This is a genomic window from Candidatus Accumulibacter propinquus, from assembly GCF_056856495.1.
In genome coordinates this window covers 332,065-350,889 of record NZ_JBSEHC010000003.1, presented here as the reverse complement: position 1 = coordinate 350,889, position 18,825 = coordinate 332,065, and the positions used below count along the sequence as shown (strand labels likewise).

The following is an 18,825-nucleotide window of genomic DNA, read 5'->3' as shown; positions in this document are numbered from 1 at the left end:
TTTACTGCCAGCCGCGCATCAGGGCAATGCCGTGTCCACCACGGCTCATGGCGTGATCGAGCATCTCCGGCTGCAGTCCGCCAAGCGCATAGACGGGCAGCGGCGAACCGTCGATCAGACGCGAGAACGCTTGCCATCCCATGCCGCTCACTTCGGGGTGACTCGCGGTTGGCAATACCGGCCCGAGGACGACAAAGTCCAGCCCGAGTTCCGCCGCGCGTGCCAGGTCGGCAGCGCTATGGCACGAAGCTGCGACGCGTTCGAAATCCGGCCGCCGATCGGTTTGCCAGAGCAGTCTCGACGAGAGATGCACTCCTGCTGCGCCGACATGGCGGGCCAGGCACGGGTCGTCATTGATCAGGACGGTGGTCCCGTCGTGGTTTCTGGCCAGTGCCAGCACCGCCTCGGCAAAGGCTTTGCGCCGTGCGGGCGCCAGCCCCTTGTCGCGTACCTGCAGCAGGCGCAGGCCGCTGCACAGCGCCCTCTCCAGCCGCAGCAGCTCGGCGTCGATGCCGTACTCTTCGGCATTGGTCAGCGCATAGACCGGCGCGAGCGCAAGCGCGCCGAGGATCGGACCATTGGCCGGCAGGATCGGGCTGACGTCTGGGGGCTGGCCAGCTTTCAGCCATACCAGAGCGCTGTGTTCGACCGCGGTCAGTTCGCCCTGCCATGCACTGACGCGAAAAAAGCGCAGGCGGACGGTCGCGTGCGGATAGCTGAACTCGCGGCATAGCCACGGCCAGGCACGCTCGACGGTGACCCCCAACTCTTCCTGCAGTTCGCGAATCAGGGCCTCGCGCGCTGTCTCGCCAGGCTCGACCTTGCCACCGGGGAATTCCCAATAGCCGGCGTACACCTTTCCCGGAGGCCGTTGCGCGAGCAGGAACTCGGGGCGTGCCGGGTCACCGCGCAGCATGACCGCAGCGGCCACTTCGGTAATCTGTTTCATCGGTCGCCTGGCTCCACGCGCCCCAGCCGGATCTGGCTCACGCGCCGTCCCTCGGGCGTTTTCGGGCAGACGGCGGTGCGGCGACGGGCAGCGCTGCGGTACGTCGCCGCTTCGCGCGGCTCGGCGCCACCCGCTGCCGGCCGGCCCAATCCCTGGCGAACTGCCAGGCAACGCGCCCGCTGCGCGAACCGCGTTCAAGTGCCCAGTTGAGTGCGTCGCGTTCGGCAGACACGATCTCGTCCTGGTGACAGCCGAAGGCGCCCAGCCAGTGCGCAACGATCTTGAGATAGGCCTCCTGATCGAAGGGATAGAAAGAAATCCACAGACCGAAACGCTCCGACAGCGAGATCTTTTCCTCGATGGCTTCACCGGGATGGATTTCTTCACCCTGGTGCTGGTGGTCGAGGTTCTCGGCAAAATACTCGGGCATCAGATGGCGACGGTTCGACGTGGCGTACACCAGCACATTTTCCGGCGCTGCCGCGAACGACCCGTCGAGCACGACCTTCAGCGCCTTGTAGCGCGCGTCGCCGGCATCGAAGGAAAGATCGTCGCAGAAGATGAGGAAGCGTTCCGGGCGTCCGTCGATCATTTCGACGATGTCCGGCAGATCGATCAGGTCGCCCTTCTCGACCTCGATGACGCGCAGGCCCTGCGGCGCGTACTCGTTGAGCAGGGCCTTGATCAGCGAAGACTTGCCCGAGCCGCGGGCGCCCGTGAGCAGCACATTGTTGGCCGGCAGGCCGGCGACGAAATGACGCGTATTGGCGTCGATCCTCGCCTTCTGTTCATCGATGTCCTGCAGGTCGCCGAGCCGGATGCCGGGCAGGCGAGTGATCGGCTGCAGATAACCCGTGCCGCGCTGCGTACGCCAGCGAAAAGCGCAGGCCGCAGCCCAGTCCGGGCCGGTCGATGCGGGTGGCAGCAGGGGTTCGAGACGATCGAGGAATTGCTCGGCGCGGACAAGAAAACGCGCAAGTTGCCGGAAGGAATCGATCATCGGACAGTATACTTCGCAGGTTGACGAACCCGACACTCTAGCCAAACCATGCATAAAAGCCAACCACGGCGCTTGCTCCCGATTCTCGTCACGCTGCTGGCGGTGCTGCTCAGCGGTTGTGGTACCACCAGAGAGGATGCGGGGGGCGCATGTCCCGCCCCTGCAAGCTGTCCGGTCTGCCCGCAATGCGCCGCCGCCGGCGCGGCCATACCGCCAGCGACGGCCAGCAAACCGCTCCAGGCGGCGCGTTGGAGCGATCTGCCGGGTTGGAGTGAAGATGACCTCGTGGCTGCCTGGCCGGCTTTCCTGCAGTCGTGTCGTGCGCTATCCAGCCGCCCACAGTGGCCGCAGTGGCAGGCCGTCTGTGCCGAAGCCAGAACTCTGAACGGGCCGACAACGGCCGCCGTGCGGCGTTTCTTCGAGTCGCGTTTCCAGCCCTGGTTGATGACCAATCCGGATGGCACGACGAAGGGTCTGGTGACCGGCTACTACGAGCCGCTGTTGCGCGGCTCGCGTAACCGCGGTAAGCCTTATCTGTCGCCCGTGCTCGGTGTCCCGGCGGATCTGCTGACCGTCGATCTCGGGACGGTACTCCCGGATCTGAAAAACCTGCGTCTGCGCGGCCGCCTGCAGGGCGGCAAGGTCGTTCCCTATTTTTCGCGCGCGGAAATCACCAGTCATGAGCAGGACTACGCCGACCGGATCCTGCTCTATGTCGACGATCCGGTTGAACTGTTCTTTCTGCAGGTGCAGGGTTCGGGGCGCGTCAGGCTTCCTGACGGCAGCACGGTGCGGCTGGCTTACGCCGACCAGAACGGTCACCCCTACCAGTCGATCGGACGCCTGCTCGTCGAGCGCGGCGAGTTGACCCTCGAACAGGCTTCGATGCCGGGAATCAAGCAATGGGCGCGTGCCAACCCGAGCCGGGTCAATGAACTGCTGAACGCCAACCCCAGTTATGTGTTCTTCCGCGAACAGCCGGCCAGGGGCAACGAGGGCGATGGCCCAACCGGGGCTCTGGGGGTGCCGCTGACTCCCGAGCGCAGCATTGCCGTCGATGCGCGCTACCTGCCGCTGGGTGCCCCGGTGTTCCTGTCCACCAGCCAGCCCGACTCGGCGACGTCGCTGCGTCGTCTGGTCGTGGCACAGGACACCGGCGGTGCGATCCGTGGTGTCGTGCGCGCCGACTTCTTCTGGGGTTTCGGCGCGCAGGCCGGGAGCCAGGCTGGACGCATGAAGCAGCAGGGCCAGATGTGGGTTCTCCTGCCGCCGGGAGCCGCACCAAAGTAGGCCGGCGGCAACACAGTCTGGTGCATTCCTGCCTCATGTTGGTGCGTGCTTGAGGCTAAATGCACCACTACAGGGATTTTCGTGACCCAGGACGGCGCAAGTCATTGAATCCTGGTGCATGCACGTATGGCACATGATTTGCTTGATGGCTTCGACCCGAATTTCAGGAGGAGTCATGGAAGCACTCAAGTCTGGTACCGACGTTCTGTTCATTCTGCTTGGCGGCATCATGGTGTTGGCGATGCATTCCGGCTTTGCCTTTCTCGAACTCGGCACCGTACGCAAGAAGAGCCAGGTCAACGCGCTGGTGAAGATCCTGACCGATTTCTCGGTATCGACGATCGCCTATTTCTTCATCGGCTACAGTCTTGCCTACGGCATCAACTTCTTCTCCGGCGCCGAGACCCTGCTGCAGAAGAATGGCTTTGAACTGACGCGCTTCTTCTTCCTGCTCACTTTCGCGGCGGCGATTCCCGCCATCGTATCCGGCGGCATTGCCGAACGCGCGCGCTTCTATCCACAACTCGCGGCAACCTTTCTGATCGTCGGCTTCATCTATCCCTTTTTCGAAGGCATCGCCTGGAATCAGGCGTACGGCATTCAGGCCTGGCTGAAGGCGACCTATGGTGAAGAATTCCACGATTTCGCCGGATCGGTCGTCGTGCATGCGATGGGCGGCTGGATCGCCCTCCCGGCCGTTGTCCTGCTCGGGGCGCGTCACGGGCGCTATACGAAGGAAGGCCGCCTGTCGGCGCACCCCCCGTCATCGATTCCGTTTCTTGCGCTCGGAGCCTGGATTCTCACGGTTGGCTGGTTCGGCTTCAACGTCATGAGCGCACAGACGATCGACAAGATCTCCGGCCTGGTCGCCATGAACTCGCTGATGGCCATGGTCGGCGGTACGCTGGTGGCGCTGGTGGCGGGCAGAAACGACCCCGGCTTCGTGCACAACGGCCCGCTTGCCGGTCTGGTGGCGGTTTGTGCCGGCTCAGACGTGATGCATCCGATCGGCGCCCTGTTCGTTGGCGGCGTCGCTGGCGGCCTGTTCGTCGTCATGTTCACGCTGACCCAGAACCGCTGGAAGATCGACGACGTCCTCGGCGTCTGGCCCCTGCATGGTCTTTGCGGCGCCTGGGGTGGCATTGCCGCCGGCATCTTCGGCAGTCGCGCAATGGCCGGGGTTGGCGGCGTGGCGTTCATGCCGCAATTGCTGATGACCGGACTGGCGGTTGCCGTCGCCCTGGTCGGCAGTTGCCTGGTCTATGGCCTGCTGCGAGCGGCCTTTGGATTGCGCCTCGACCAGGAACAGGAGTACAACGGCGCGGATCTTTCGATCCACAAGATCACGGCCGAACCCGAGCGCGATCCCAACTGGTAGTTCAAGCTGAGTGACGCGGCCACCCGAAAGTCGGTGGCCGCAACGCTTAAACGGTCGGATTCCCCGTAAGTTTGCTTCAACACCCGCTTAAGCGCCTATTTTCCATGCCGGAGGATAGCCGCTGCTTCGCGGGGTCACGCGCATTGATGTGTAAGAATGTTAGAACTGACCCCATCCGTGCGGACCCCATCCGTGCGCTGACCCCATCCGTGCGTTGCTGACCCCATCCGTGCGTTGCTGACCCCATCCGTGCGTTGACCCCATCCGTGCGGACCCCAGGAGCGACCATGAGCTACCCTGGAAACGCATCCTGATCGATGTTGCCGATAATTTGAACCCTGGCGTCGGATGGACCGACTTTCGCATGGACGATGGCCGGGCAGAAGAGGCGATCTAAGCCCGAATCCTCGAATTCATCGACCAACTGATGAAGGAACGCTGGGAGAAGTTGTCGGCAAAGGAACGCCAGGTGATGGTCAATGCCATCAACGATTCGCTGGATCATACCGACGAGGTTATCCGGGCGAAGGGTAACCGGTCTGGTTTCACGCCGGTAACCGTGGCATCGCTTTCGTCGGGGGTGGCCGCCGGGCTGCTCGCAGGCGGTGGTGCGCTGCTGGTGGCGCAGTCGGCGGCGGCTGGTGTGGTGGGAGGGTTGCTCGGCGGCGCCTTGTATCAGATCGGCCTATGGCTCGTGGTACAGATTTTCGGTTGGTGGTCGGTGGTGAAACTGGCCATCGGCGGCGGTGCCGTGACCATTGGCGGTGCGCTGGTATCGACGCCTGCGCTGATCGCCTTTGCGGCCAATGCACTGATGTCGACCTCGTATCGCAATGCAAAATATGGGACAGACCACGGTTATCCGGTTATCTTGTTTCTTCTGCTCTGAAAACCAGGAATCCGTGGTCCCCCATTTTTCATGAGCATGAAATGACTGGACATCACGAGCTTAATGTAACTACAATAAGTTAATGATCACCTGGGATGAGAGTAAGCGCAAGAAGAACCTCAAGGCACACGGCTTTGACTTGGCCGAAGTTGATTGCGTATTCGACTCCCCGATGGTCACAGTGGAAGACGAACGCGAGCAGTACGGCGAACAACGGCTGCGAAGTCTGGGTTGGTTTCGTGATCGGGTTGTCTTCCTGGTTTGGACGGAGCGCAGTGACGGCGCCCGAGTGATTTCCTGTCGATACGGTGACAAATATGAAACGCGCGCGTACTTCAAAGCCCTCGATCTATAGCAAAGAGCAGATCGCGTCCGCGATCGCGGCAGCGCCCGAGAAAATGAAAGACTTAGAGTGCCCATACGACCCCAACGACGCTGAGGCGGTGGCCAAGTACTGGGCCAAGGGAAAGGTTCGCCTTCCCGGCCAGCGTGGGCCGCAAAAACTCCCGACCAAGGTTGCGGTAACGGTTCGATACAGCGCCGAGGTGGTTGAGTACTTCAAATCGACCGGCGAAGGCTGGCAGACGCGCATGAATGAGGCGTTGCAGCAGTACGTCAAGAGACACCGCGCGATCGGCAGCTAACCGGGCGCGGGGGCAACTAAACGAGCGGCGAACGGCTTGTGCTGCGCGCACGCCCTCCGGGTGCCGTCACTTGCGTCTAGGCGGTACCGCCAACCGTCAGTCCGTCGATGCGCAGGGTCGGCTGGCCGACACCCACCGGCACGCTCTGGCCATCCTTGCCGCAGGTTCCGACCCCGGGGTCGAGACGCATGTCGTTGCCGATCATCGAGACCTGATTCATCGCGTCGGGCCCGCTGCCGATGAGCGTCGCGCCCTTGACCGGCGAGGTGACCTTGCCATCTTCGATCAGGTAGGCCTCGGACATCGAGAAAACAAACTTGCCGTTGGTGATATCCACCTGCCCACCGCCGAAATTGACCGCGTAGATTCCTTTCTTGACCGATTTGATGATCTCTTCGGGGCTCCTGTCACCATTCAACATCGTGGTATTGGTCATCCGCGGCAGCGGCAGGTGGGCAAAGGATTCCCGGCGGCCATTGCCGGTGGGTGCGACACCCATCAAACGGGCGTTGAGAGCGTCCTGCATGTAGCCCTTGAGGATGCCGTCCTCGATCAAGACCGTGCGCTGCGTCGGATTGCCTTCGTCGTCGATGTTCAGTGAGCCGCGCCGCTCGGCAAGGGTGCCGTCGTCGATGACCGTGACCCCGCTGGCGGCAACGCGGCTGCCGATGCGGCCGGCGAAGGTCGAACTGCCCTTGCGATTGAAGTCGCCCTCCAGCCCGTGGCCAACCGCCTCGTGCAACAGGATTCCGGGCCAGCCAGCTCCCAGTACCACGGTCATCGTCCCGGCCGGTGCCGGGCGCGCGGCGAGATTGGTCACCGCCTGATGCACTGCTTCGCGGGCGTAGCTCTGTAGCAGGGCGTCGGTGAAGAAGCCGTAATCGGTGCGTCCGCCACCGCCCGCCGAGCCCTGTTCGCGCTGCCCGCCTGCTTCGACAATGACCGTCAACGAGACGCGCACCAGTGGTCGGGCGTCTGCAGCCAGCCGCCCGTCGCTGCCGGCAACCAGGATCACCTCGTATTCGCCGGCGAGATGCGCCATGACCTGCGTGACGCGAGAATCTTCGGCGCGTGCCATGGCTTCGAGCTTCTCGAGCAGCTTGACCTTGCTGGCGGCGTCGAGCGAAGCCAGCGGGTCGTGCGGTACGTAGAGCTGGTGTCCGCTTCGCCTTTTCAGCGCCGGTACGCCGCGCTCCTGCCCGGCGGCGGCAATCGCCCGCACCGCCCCGGCAGCATCGCCGAGCGCCTGGGCGCTGATGTCGTCGGAATAGGCAAAGGCGGTTTTCTCGCCGGCCAGGGCGCGCACCCCGACGCCTTCATCGATGCTGAAACTCCCTGCCTTGACGATCCCCTCCTCGAGGCTCCAGCCTTCGGAGCGGCTGTACTGGAAATAGAGATCGGCATAATCGACCTGGTGCGTCATGATCTTGCCGAACACCTGCGTCAGGTCGGCGACGTCGAGGCCATACGGCGTGAGCAGGGTTTTCCGCGCATGTGCGAGAAGGGTCTGAGCTTTTGCGTTCATCTGGTTTCCATGGCTACTGCCGTTGCCGTGAACATCGCTGCAGCGACTCACGAATGGCGTCCCCCACCAAGCGCGGGGGGTGCTTGCCCCGCACCTGGCGGGAATTGAAAAAAGGTCTGGCGCTCCCCGAGGCCGGTGCGCAGAAGGTCTTGACCGTTCGCCGTTCACATGACACGGTGTCTGAGCGCCGGCAGGTTGGCCCGGACCTCGGCGAGACGGTTCGGGTCAAGTTCACCGATGATCACTCCCGGTCCTTTCGCCTGGCGAGCGATAATGACGCCCCAGGGATCGATCAACATGCTGTTGCCGTGCGTCTCACGGCCGTTCTCATGGCGACCGGCCTGTGCCACGGCCAGTACATAACACTGGTTTTCGATCGCCCGCGCCCGCAACAGGATTTCCCAGTGTGCCCGCCCGGTCGTTTCGGTGAAGGCGGCGGGAATCACCAGCAGGTCTGTGACACCGAGCGCTCGATAAAGCTCCGGAAATCTGAGGTCGTAGCAGATTGACAAGCCGACCCGCCCAAACGGCGTGGCAAAGCCGACGACCTGACGGCCGGCCTCGATGGTCGCGCTCTCGTCGTAGCACTCGTCACCCTGCCGGAAGCCGAAAAGGTGGATCTTGTCGTAGCGCGCGACGCGCTGGCCCTGCGGATTGTACGCCAGGCAGGAATTGAGCACCTTCTCGGGTTGCTCGGCCAACAGCGGGAGCGAACCCCCGATCAGCCAGATCGCGTGTTCACGGGCGCTGGAGGCGAGAAAATCCTGAATCGGTCCGTGGCCATCGAATTCACGTACCCTTACCTTGTCCGCATCGCTGATGCCCATGATCGGGAAGTACTCGGGCAGGGCGACCAGCGCAGCCCCCCCTGCCACCGCCTCGGCGATCAGGGTCGCAGCGGTACGCAGGTTCTCGTCAACGCGCGGCGTTGACACCATCTGCACCGCTGCAACCCGCACGCGGGGGCGGTTTTGCGACGCGTACTGCAAATCATTGCTGGGCCGATTCATTGCTCGCTCCGGTCGAGTTGGAAGGATTGGGCAGTTCGGGCGATGCGCTCCCTGGAGTGGCCGATCTGGAAATCTTCTCGACTTTCGGGTCGTCCCACTTGCCGGTCACCAGATACTCGAAGCTGAAGACTTTGTTGAGCGGATTCTGCAACAGTTTGTGCGCCAGCAGGGTGGCAACACCGGCCAGCGGGTTGACCACTGCGATGCCCAGCGCGGCGCTGCCACCGAGCTCGGGTTGCACGGTAACATTGAGGTTCTGGGTTTCATGCTTCAGGTCGGCGTCGCCGCGCATCACCACTCGCGCTGCCGGTCCTTCGATCTGCAGGCGATCGGTGTGCATCAACCCGCTCTTCACGGTCATCTTCCCGTGGATGGCGTCGAAACCGAAGCCTTCACTGAAGACGTCGCCGAAATCAAGCGAAAACCGACGCGGCAGCCCCTGCAGGCTGATCAAGCCGAGCAGCTTGCCGGCGCCGGGATCGAGCTTCACGAACTGGCCCTTGCTGGCGTCAAGCTTCATCTCACCGCTCAAGGTCGCGTAGTCAAGCTCGGTCGGCGGCCCGTTCCAGCCGATCTTGCCCTTCAGGGTCGCGCTGCCGCCGCGTACCGCACCGCCGTAACCCAGGCGGTCCAGCAATTTGCCGACATCACTGCTGTCCAGCGTGAAATCGAGTTGCGTGCGATTGGCATTGCTGATCTGCCACTGCCCGTTGCCGGACAGGCTCCCGTAGGGGTTGAGCAGTTCGATCCTGTCCAGTCGCCAGATACCGCCCTCGTTATGCGCCTGGACATCGAGACGTCCGAAGCGACGGGCGCCGACGGTAAAATCGTCGACCACGATGTCCAGCGCAGGCAATTCCTTGAGGATCTCGCCGGGCTCGGCATCGCTGCTCGCCTTGTCCGGCCGTCGCCATTTCTTGAAACGCGCCGTCAGCTTGCCGGCTCCCGCGCCGTCCCACTGGAAGCCACCCACCGTTTCCCGCGACTGCACCGTACCTCGCCACTGGGGTGACGTACCCGTGACGCCGACGCTTACGTCGGTGTAGTACCTGCCGAGCAGGACGGCTTCTTCGGCCTTGAGGTCCACCGAAACGGGAACGCCAGGGCCTGCGCCGGGGGCGCCATCCCTGGCGCCGCTGCGCAGGATGCGCTGCCAGTAATCGAGATCGACGTTCTTGCCACTGATGCCGATGCTGATCCCACGTTCCGGCAACTGCGCAAGCGGCCGACCGATCATCACCGTACCGCGTTCGGGAACGCTGTCTTCGCCCTGTTTGCGCCGGATCAGTTGCACACTGAGGATGTTGCCGAGGGTGGCGCGTAGCTGGTCGCGCAGTACCGGCTGACCGGTGCGCGGGGCGGCCGCCGTCGGCAGCGCCGTATTCTCGAAATGCAGGGGCATCGCTTCGCTGGCGTTCTTGCCGAATGGCGCAGCCAGAGCCGATGCGACGCCGACCAGGTTCGAGTCCAGCAGCAGCTCGACGTTGCGTTTCCGGACCCCTACCTCGGCACGGTAGGTGGCGGTTCCGGACAGCTGGTCGAGCAGCGGGAATTCGACGCGTCGCCGCACCTCGTCCATGCCGACCGTACCGTTGGCGATCACCAGCACCTTGCCGCCCTGCACGCCGCCCTTGATCTTGAGGGGGCCGCCGAACAAGGTGGCGTTGATCTCGGGGATGCGCAAATCCTTCTCCGAGAACTGCAGGCTGCCGCCGAGCTGTCGCAGGGGCGGCAACGCGGGATCGACATTCACCTCGTTGGCCAGAAAGGTGTATGTCCCCTCGACCTTCGACTCGCCGAGTCGTGCCTCGGCCAGTGGAATGAGCAGCGCGATGTCCAGGCGGCCCTTGCCGCTGGCGCTCATGTGGTCGGTGAAGTGATCGATCTGGTTCGCCACCGGACTCTGCTTGATGAACGCCAGGAATTCCGACGTGTCGCCCTCGGCGTGACCCTTGACGCTCAGCGTCGACACCGGCGCATCGAAATCGGCGATCTCTGCGCGCGTCTGCGATAGCCTGGCGCCAAGAATCGAGCCGCGCCGGGCCTGTACCGCCATGCCTACGCCCTCGAAACGAAGGTCGGCGTCAATGCCGGTGATCATCGGCCAGCCCACGCCGTAATCCAGGGTCACGTCATGCGCCTTGACGGTGACCAGAAACTGCCCCTGTTTGCGGTCGAGGAATGGGAACTTTGCCAGATCGCCCTTGAGGGCCAGTTTCGCCTCGCTGGCCGCGCCGCTTTTCAGGGCATCACGGACCCAGTGACGGGCATCCACGTTGATTGCCGCCGGCAGGTAGCGCCAGACCGCGCGCGCGTCGGCACGCGTCAGTGTGGCCGTCAGGTCAATGCTGCCTGGTCCCTCACCATTCCTCTGGTACACGCCCTGCGCCGAGCCGGCAGCATCTGGTCCGGCAAATTCGGCGCGCAATAGTTCGGCGTCGAGTCGCCCCTTGCTGATTTTCCATTTGGCTTGCGCAGTCAGGGTCTCCAGTGCAATCGCTGACTCCGGCAGGACGTCCGGGAATTCGATCCCGACCTTCTGCGAACGCAACTGCACCGTCCCACCTTGCTCACTGGCGTCGAGCGAGCCGGAAAACCCGCTGATCCCTGGCATGTGGTCCCTTGGCCTGAGCGCCAGATCGTGGAAACTGCTTTTCAGCGCATAGCTCTGCAAGCCCTCCGCGTCACCCTGAAAACTTGCGCGCAACTCGCTGAACCGGCCGCGCGGCGCATAATCGTTCAACAACTGGCGTGACCCGGTGTCGAGCGGCAGATAGGCGGCAAGGCCGGCGAGAGCCGCCAGTTCCAGCGTGCTGGCAGTGAGGCTGCCGCGTACTGAACTGCCTTCTGCCGGGCGCTGCCAGTCCACACGAAAATCGGTTGGCTCGATGTGGATGCTCTCCAGCAGGGCGTCGCTTTCGCCGCGGAGCCTGCGCGTCACGAGTTCGACCCGTTGCCCGTCGACGCTGACTCGCCCCTGCGAAAAGCGTGCGCCAATGCGTCCGGACATATGGTCCAGTTCCAGAGCCGGCAGATGCCTCGCCAGGCGAAGATTGACATCGTCGAGCGAGAGGTCGGCGGTCAGCTCCGACAGGTTGCCGTCGGCAAAACCCGCCCAGGCGCGCACGGCGCCACGGCCATGCGGGAGGGCGATCGGGTAGTCGAGCCAGGTGGACCAGATGGCCAGATCAGCGTAGTCGATCTGGGCGAAGATCCGCCCGTGCCATGAAGCGGTGTGCGCAACATTCTTGCCTTGAAGATCGCCCCGCAGATCGACCTTTGAAGCCAGTTCGGCTGGCGGCAAGGCCGTCAGGCCGAAGCGATGCTGTCGCCCCTGATTGTCGAGGGCGAAATTCAGGTCCTCGAGAATCAGGGGCGGCGCCCCGCGGCGTGCGTCATCCCAGACCACCGTCGCACCGTTGATGCGGATGCGCTTCTGCGCCAGTACCCAATCCGCCACCCCGCTGTCACTACCCTCCGGCGCGACCGCAATTCCTGCGACGTAAAACTGGCCGTCGGCGTCGCGCCGCAGGTGCAGCGTCGGCGCGTCGATGCGCAACAAGCGCAGACGAATTTGCAGCCGTGGCAGCGACGACCACGAGAGGACGCTCTCGACGCGGGTAAAGGCCAGCGCCGGTTGCCCCTGTCGATCGGCAATGCGCACATCGGAAAGGATCAGATCGGGGTTGATCCCCTGCCAACTGGCTTCGATCTTCCCGATGACGACGGTCAGGCCCAGCGTTTGGCTGACGTAGCGCTCGATTTCGGGTCGGTAGCTCTCGATATTCGGCAGGATCAGGTAGCGCAAGGCCAGGACCAGCAGCACGAAGCCGAAATAGAGCACTACCAGGCTCCGTACCGCCGCCCGCCCGAGCAGGCGAACGCCGGGGTGCGAGATCACCGGCATCAGGTAATGCCAGCGATGGTAGAGCGCCGGGCGCAAGTCCTCCGGGCGCATCAGATTGGGCCGGGGTACAGAGACTTTTGCCAACAGTCGGTCAGCGTCACTAGAATGTCGGAATACCTGGACAGACGATCGAGCCGCTAATTGTAACGGCTTTCCCCGGGTCTTCAGTGCCGGGCGCGCTGCCTCGGCCGACGGCCACCCTGCGAGACATCAATGAATACCACGATCAATGGCCACGCGGCCCTCCCGAGCGCTCTCGATTCACCCTGGCAGGCTGCCCAGAACCACAGCCGTTACCTGCGCCAACTGCTCGCCAGCCGTCCGGAGATCGCGGCCTGGCTCGACGAACACGTCGTGCTGCCGGTTGGTGCCAGACAGTTGTGCGATTTCCTGGCACAGGAAGCGCCGGGCAGCGAAGAGAGCCTGAAGCGCGCGTTACGTCGCCTTCGTCAGCGCGTGATGGCCACGCTGATCGTCCGCGACATTGCGGGCGTGGCGCCGTTGAGCGAAGTCGTCGAAAGCATGACGCAACTCGCGGACGTGACGACCAACTTCGCGCTCGACTTTGTCCATCGGCAACTGAGCGAGTTGTTCGGCGAGCCGCTCGACAGTCGCGGTCAGCCGCAACGGCTGCTGGTCATCGGCATGGGCAAACTCGGAGGACGAGAGCTCAATGTGTCGTCCGACGTCGACTACATCTTTGTCTACCCGGAGGAAGGGCAAACGAGCGGGCGTCGCCGCATCGACAACTACGACTTCTTCCTGCGCCTGGGCAAACGCCTGATCGGCGCCCTCGGGGAGCCCACTGGAGACGGCCAGGTTTTCCGGGTGGACATGCGCCTGCGACCCAACGGCGACTCCGGGGCGCTGGTCGGCTCGCTCGGCTCGCTCGAAAACTACTTCATCACGCAAGGCCGTGAATGGGAGCGTTACGCCTGGATCAAGGCGCGTGTGATGAATGAAGGCGTCAATCTGCAGCCCGAATGGGTCGATGGTTTGCAGGAGATCTGCCGCCCCTTTGTTTTCCGGAAGTATCTCGATTTTGGCGCGATCAACGCCATGCGCGAACTGCACGCCCAGATTCGCCGCGAAGTGGCGCGCAAGGACATGGCCGAGCACATCAAACTGGGCCCTGGCGGAATACGCGAGATTGAATTCATTGCCCAGGTCTTCCAACTGATACGCGGCGGTCGTGAGCCGGCCCTGCAGGCACGGCCGACCTTGCAGATCCTCGCCCTGCTCGCCGAGCGTCGCTTGCTGCCTGCCGACAGCGAGCGCGAACTGGCGGTGGCCTACGAGTTTCTCCGCCGACTCGAACATCGCCTGCAATACGTCAATGATGCCCAGACGCACCGCCTGCCGACCGGCGACGACGAGCGCCTGCAGATTGCACGGTCGCTGGGTTTTGCCGACTGGTCGGCGCTGTTGACCGTCCTCGACACGCACCGTTCGGCCGTTGGCAGGCATTTCGAACAGGTTTTTTCCGATCCGGAGGAGGGCCGACATCCATTGGCGGCGCTCTGGGATGGACCGGTCGGTGGCGACGATCCACTCGAGCGGCTGTCTACCCTCGGATTCCGACAGCCGCAGGCGATGCTCGAACGCCTGCAGGGTTTTCGCCAGAGCAGCCGCTACCTGCAACTGCCGGCCAGCAACCGCGAGCGCCTCGACGCCCTCGGCCCGCGCCTGATCGATGCCGCTGCGGCCACGCCGATGCCCGACGCGACCTGGCAGCGCGGCCTCGACTTCCTGGCCACGATCAGCCGTCGCGGCGCCTACCTGGCCCTGCTGCAGCAGTATCCACAGGTGCTGATGAAACTTGCCGAACTGATCGGCAGTTCGTCTTGGGCAGCAGACTATCTGACTCGCCACCCGATCCTGCTCGATGAGTTGCTCGACTCGAGAATCTTCGACGTGGCCATCGACTGGCAAGATTTCCAGCAAGGACTGCAGGCGCGCCTGGCGCAGCACCGTGACGATACCGAACGCGAAATGGACATCCTGCGGGAAACCCACCACGCGCAGGTCTTTCATTTCCTGGCTCAGGACATGGCCGGAATGCACAGCGTCGAACACCTTGCCGACCGGCTCAGCGAACTCGCCGACATCATGGTGCAGACGACGATGGACCTGTGCTGGCAGAAGTTGCGCCAGCGTCACCCGCATCCCGAGCGGTCGCCGTGCTTCGCGGTCATCGCCTATGGCAAGCTGGGCGGCAAGGAGCTCGGATTTGCCTCCGACCTCGACCTCGTCTATCTGCACGATGACCCGGAACCCGGCGCTGGCGAACTTTACGCCCGCCTCGGCCAGCGGATGAGTACCTGGATGTCGACCCAGACGTCCGCCGGCACGCTCTTCGAAGTCGACCTGCGACTGCGTCCGAACGGCGATGCGGGGATGCTGGTCTGTCCCATCCAGGCTTTCCGGGACTATCAACTGCAACACGCCTGGGTCTGGGAACACCAGGCGCTGACGCGCGCCCGTTTCTGCGCCGGCGACCCGGCCGTCGGCGAGCAATTCGAAGCGATCCGCGTCGAGATTCTGCGTCGGCCGCGCGATCTGAACAGATTACGGGAAGAAGTGCTGTCGATGCGCAAGCGCATGCTCGACCAGCATGCTTCACGCAGCGAGGAAGACTTTGATATCAAGCACGACCGCGGTGGCCTGATCGATGTCGAGTTCATCGTCCAGTACCTGATCCTGGGGCACGCGCACGCGCACCCGCGTCTTTGCGGCAACCTCGGCAACCTCGCGTTGCTCGGAATGGCTGCCGAACTGGGGCTGATTCCCGGCGACCTGGCCGCCGGCACGCGCAGCGCCTACCGGGATTTTCGACGCATGCAACACGCCCTGCGGTTGAACGCCGGACGCCGCGCACGCGTGGAACGTGCCTCTGTCGCCCGTCGCATCGACGCGGTTCGCGCCCTGTGGCAGGCCGTATTCGGCATTTCATGACCGGATACGCCAAGGTAATGGTTTACACTGCCGGTGGGCAGCACCGAAGCACAGCGCGCACGGGGCGCAGGGAGTTACGGCAATGATCGTTTGGCGTGAACAGAAGATGAGTGTCGGGAACACCATGATCGACGCGGACCATCGTTATCTGATGTGCCTGATCAACACGGTGGAACTGGCGCTGCGCAGCGAGTCGTATCGGGATGTCATCGATATCGTCCTGGAGCAACTGGAGCAATACGCCCGCGAGCATTTTGATCGGGAAGAAAAGTTACAGGTGGAACTGCGCTACATCAGGTATGACCAGCACGCGCAGCGACACCGTGAGTTGTTGCGTGAACTCGATCAGATCCGCAGCCGCGTCCAGGCGCTGGCGACACCCGAGGCGGCTGCGGCAATCGCTGGAGAGATCGCGCAGCTCCTCCGGCACTGGCTGGTCAACCACATCTTCCAGGAGGACATGCTGCTCAAGCCCCTCTTTGCGCAGCAGCGGCGCTAGCTCATACCTTGTGCGATTCCAGGCGTGTTGAAGAGTCCCGGAAGAAGGAGCCGCAGGATGACGAGACAATGACTGCCCGCAAGGGTCTCCTCCTCGCCGGAGGCGCGGGCACCCGGCTGCATCCGGCCACCCTGTCGATCTCCAAACAGTTGCTGCCGATCTACGACAAGCCGATGATCTACTACCCGCTGAGCACGCTGATGCTGGCCGGCATCCGAGACATCCTGATTATCTCTACCCCGCAGGACACCTCGCGCTTCGCGCAATTGCTCGGGGACGGTAGCCAGTTGGGGCTCAACCTGCAATATGCTGTCCAGCCAAGCCCGGATGGCCTCGCCCAGGCCTTCCTCATCGGCGCAGACTTTATCGGCAACGATAATTCGGCCCTGGTGCTCGGCGACAACATCTTCTACGGTCATGACTTCCACCAGATTCTCGGTCACGCCGACCAGCGCGGCACAGGCGCCACGGTCTTCGCCTACCACGTCCATGAGCCCGAGCGTTATGGCGTCGCCGAATTCGACGCCAGCGGCAAGGTGCTCAGCCTCGAAGAGAAGCCTAAGCAACCGAAGTCCAACTACGCCGTCACCGGCCTCTATTTCTACGACAACCAGGTCGTCGACCTTGCGCACAACCTCGAGCCCTCACCCCGTGGCGAACTCGAGATCACCGACCTCAACCGCCTTTACCTCGAACAAGGCAGTCTCAATGTCGAAATCATGGGTCGCGGCTACGCCTGGCTCGACACCGGCACTCACGACAGCCTGCTCGAAGCCGGCCAATTCATCGCTACCATCGAAAAGCGCCAAGGCCTCAAGGTCGCTTGCCCGGAGGAAATCGCTTTCCGCCAAGGCTGGATCACGACGGAACAGCTTGAGGCGCTGGCCCATCCTCTGGCTGGGAATGGCTACGGGCAATACTTGCTCAGACTGCTGAAAGGCAAGGTGTTCGGATGATCGTCACAGCCTCCGCCATCCCTGACGTCCTGCTTATCGAACCGAAGGTTTTCAGCGACGAGCGCGGATTCTTTTTTGAAAGTTACAACTCTGGTGCCTTTACGCAGGCCACCGGGCTAGATGTCGCCTTCGTGCAGGACAACCACTCCAGGGCTGCCAGGAACGTCCTGCGCGGCCTGCACTACCAGCTTCCCCCGAATACGCAGGGCAAGTTGGTGCGGGTAGTACAAGGTGAGGTCTTTGATGTCGCGGTCGACCTACGAAGGAGCTCAACAACGTTCGGAAACTGGGTCGGGCAGATCCTCAGCGCCCAGAACAAGTTGCAGATCTGGATTCCCCCGGGCTTCGCTCATGGCTTTCTGACCCTGTCGAATACCGCCGAATTCATCTACAAGACTACCCATTATTACTCGCCAGAGTACGAACGCTGCCTGCTGTGGAACGATCCGTCCCTCGCCATCGATTGGCCAATCGATGGCGAGCCAGTCTTGGCGGCCAAGGATGCGGCTGCATTGTCGCTCGCGTCAGTCGAACTGTTCGCCTGAGCGGGTGGATCAAGCCATCTCCTGGGAGCCCGCATGACCCTTAAGGAACCGCTAACTTAATCGCCACATATCTGTAGGGTATAATCTGGACATTCCACCCTCCTTGAGTCGCGCGATGAAGCAGATCAGTTTTTCCCAAGTGGAGTTTGCAGGCAGGAAGCGGACGACGTGGCGGGAAGTGTTCCTTGCCTAAATGAAGCAAGTGATACCGTGGGGCGAAGTGCTGGGGGTGATTGCCCCGCACTACCCGAAGGGGGAGCGGGGTAGTCCGCCGGTGGGACGACTGGAGCGGATGCTGAGGGCGTATCGTGTACAGCAGTGGTACAACCTGTCGGATGAGGGTGCGGAAGATGAGATCACCGACAGCCAGGCAATGCGCGGGTTTGTCGGGATTGACCTGTCGCGGGAATTGGCACCGAATGCGACAACGCTGCTGCAGTTCCGGCATCTGCTGGAGAAGCATGAACTGACGAAGAAGGTATTCGAGGCGATCAATGGCAAGTTGTCTGCCGCGGGCCTGATGATGCGGGAAGGGACGATCGCAGACGCCACGATGCTTGCCGCACCGCCCTCGGTCAAGAATGAGGCCCAGGCTCGCGACCCGGAGATGCACCAGACCAAGCAGGGGAACCCATGGTACTTCGGCATGAAGGCGCATATTGGTGTCGATGCCGAAAGCGGATTGGTGCACACGGTGGTGGGCGCGGAGGCAAACGTCGGGGATGTGACGCAGACCACACAGGTCCTGCACGGCGACGAGAAGACGGGGTATCTGGATGCGGGCTACACCGGCGTCGAGAAGCGGGAAAAACTGAAGGCGCGGGACATTGTCTGGCGGGTGGCGATGAAGCGTGGCAAGCTCAAGGCCGTGCCGGAAGAGAGCGTGCGGGGTCGGCTGTTGCGCCAGTTGGAATCGGTGAAAGCCAGCATCCGATCGAAAGTGGAACATCCCTTCCCTATCGTGAAGAACCGGTTCCACTTCCGGAAGGTGCGTTACAAAGGCTTGGCCAAGAATAGTGCAACTCCACATGCTGTTCGGCCTGGCTAACCTGGTGATCGCCAAGCCGAGGCTGTTGGCGCTCAACGGCCAAGTTGCGTCCTGATGAACGAAGAAGGCCCGGAAACGGGCGGGAAAAGGGAGAGATCCTCGGCGGATCGAGCAAAAAACATCCTCCAGTCATAACCAGTCACGTCTGGCACGGCCGCAGGCGGCTTCGCGACGTCGGGTCTCTCTGAAAGGTGCTTTAATCAGCGGTTCCCTAATTTTCCATTTCTACA

14 protein-coding genes and 1 pseudogene are annotated in these 18,825 nt (G+C 62.9%); 10 read left to right on the top strand and 5 right to left on the bottom strand.

Annotated features, from left to right (window positions below):
* Window position 1 precedes the first annotated feature (1 nt).
* A complete protein-coding gene (locus AC15MQ_RS07740) occupies window positions 2-949 on the bottom strand; it encodes a Nudix family hydrolase (RefSeq protein ID WP_483079812.1) in 948 nt (315 codons plus the stop codon).
* Between the two features lie 37 nt (window positions 950-986).
* Window positions 987-1,949: an ATP-binding protein gene (locus tag AC15MQ_RS07735; RefSeq protein ID WP_483079811.1), complete on the bottom strand. Its 963-nt coding sequence runs from the start codon at window positions 1,947-1,949 to the stop codon at window positions 987-989.
* 48 nt (window positions 1,950-1,997) lie between these two features.
* Between AC15MQ_RS07735 and mltA the strand changes: the two genes are divergently transcribed.
* The 5 genes from mltA (at window position 1,998) to AC15MQ_RS07710 (ending at window position 6,150) form a co-directional block, all read left to right on the top strand.
* The gene (gene mltA, locus AC15MQ_RS07730) at window positions 1,998-3,239 is read left to right on the top strand and encodes a murein transglycosylase A (protein WP_483079810.1); all 1,242 of its coding nucleotides are present in this window, start codon (window positions 1,998-2,000) and stop codon (window positions 3,237-3,239) included.
* 175 nt (window positions 3,240-3,414) lie between these two features.
* Entirely contained in the window at window positions 3,415-4,617 is a 1,203-nt protein-coding gene (locus AC15MQ_RS07725; RefSeq protein WP_287655033.1) for an ammonium transporter, read from the top strand.
* A gap of 427 nt (window positions 4,618-5,044) precedes the next feature.
* Complete coding sequence (locus tag AC15MQ_RS07720) at window positions 5,045-5,506, top strand: hypothetical protein (RefSeq protein ID WP_287655032.1); 462 nt, start codon at window positions 5,045-5,047, stop codon at window positions 5,504-5,506.
* Between the two features lie 82 nt (window positions 5,507-5,588).
* Window positions 5,589-5,861: a BrnT family toxin gene (locus tag AC15MQ_RS07715; protein ID WP_287655031.1), complete on the top strand. Its 273-nt coding sequence runs from the start codon at window positions 5,589-5,591 to the stop codon at window positions 5,859-5,861.
* The gene (locus AC15MQ_RS07710; RefSeq protein ID WP_332337562.1) at window positions 5,824-6,150 is read left to right on the top strand and encodes a BrnA antitoxin family protein; all 327 of its coding nucleotides are present in this window, start codon (window positions 5,824-5,826) and stop codon (window positions 6,148-6,150) included. The genes AC15MQ_RS07715 and AC15MQ_RS07710 overlap by 38 nt, the downstream gene beginning before the upstream one ends.
* 76 nt (window positions 6,151-6,226) lie before the next feature.
* On the opposite strand, the gene tldD is transcribed toward AC15MQ_RS07710, so the two are convergent.
* From tldD to AC15MQ_RS07695, 3 genes are all read right to left on the bottom strand, one after another.
* Entirely contained in the window at window positions 6,227-7,675 is a 1,449-nt protein-coding gene (gene tldD, locus AC15MQ_RS07705) for a metalloprotease TldD (RefSeq protein ID WP_483079809.1), read from the bottom strand.
* A 164-nt stretch (window positions 7,676-7,839) separates the two neighbouring features.
* Window positions 7,840-8,685 carry a carbon-nitrogen hydrolase family protein gene (locus AC15MQ_RS07700; RefSeq protein WP_483079808.1) on the bottom strand — a complete coding sequence of 282 codons (846 nt, stop codon included), beginning with the start codon at window positions 8,683-8,685 and terminating at the stop codon, window positions 7,840-7,842.
* Window positions 8,666-12,643 carry a YhdP family protein gene (locus AC15MQ_RS07695; RefSeq protein ID WP_483079807.1) on the bottom strand — a complete coding sequence of 1,326 codons (3,978 nt, stop codon included), beginning with the start codon at window positions 12,641-12,643 and terminating at the stop codon, window positions 8,666-8,668. The genes AC15MQ_RS07700 and AC15MQ_RS07695 overlap by 20 nt, the downstream gene beginning before the upstream one ends.
* Before the next feature lie 162 nt (window positions 12,644-12,805).
* Here AC15MQ_RS07695 and glnE point away from each other — a divergent pair, with 162 nt between their 5' ends.
* The 5 genes and pseudogenes from glnE (at window position 12,806) to AC15MQ_RS07670 (ending at window position 18,650) form a co-directional block, all read left to right on the top strand.
* Window positions 12,806-15,547, top strand: coding sequence for a bifunctional [glutamate--ammonia ligase]-adenylyl-L-tyrosine phosphorylase/[glutamate--ammonia-ligase] adenylyltransferase (gene glnE / locus AC15MQ_RS07690; RefSeq protein ID WP_483079806.1), 2,742 nt, complete (start codon window positions 12,806-12,808; stop codon window positions 15,545-15,547).
* 82 nt (window positions 15,548-15,629) lie between these two features.
* Window positions 15,630-16,046 (top strand): bacteriohemerythrin, encoded by a 417-nt coding sequence (locus AC15MQ_RS07685; RefSeq protein WP_287655025.1) that lies wholly within the window; start codon window positions 15,630-15,632, stop codon window positions 16,044-16,046.
* A 68-nt stretch (window positions 16,047-16,114) separates the two neighbouring features.
* A complete protein-coding gene (gene rfbA, locus AC15MQ_RS07680) occupies window positions 16,115-17,002 on the top strand; it encodes a glucose-1-phosphate thymidylyltransferase RfbA (RefSeq protein ID WP_483079805.1) in 888 nt (295 codons plus the stop codon).
* Window positions 16,999-17,547 (top strand): dTDP-4-dehydrorhamnose 3,5-epimerase, encoded by a 549-nt coding sequence (rfbC, locus tag AC15MQ_RS07675; protein ID WP_483079804.1) that lies wholly within the window; start codon window positions 16,999-17,001, stop codon window positions 17,545-17,547. Before rfbA ends, rfbC begins: the two co-directional genes overlap by 4 nt.
* A 115-nt stretch (window positions 17,548-17,662) precedes the next feature.
* Window positions 17,663-18,650 (top strand): annotated as a pseudogene (locus tag AC15MQ_RS07670) (IS5 family transposase).
* Window positions 18,651-18,825 lie beyond the last annotated feature (175 nt).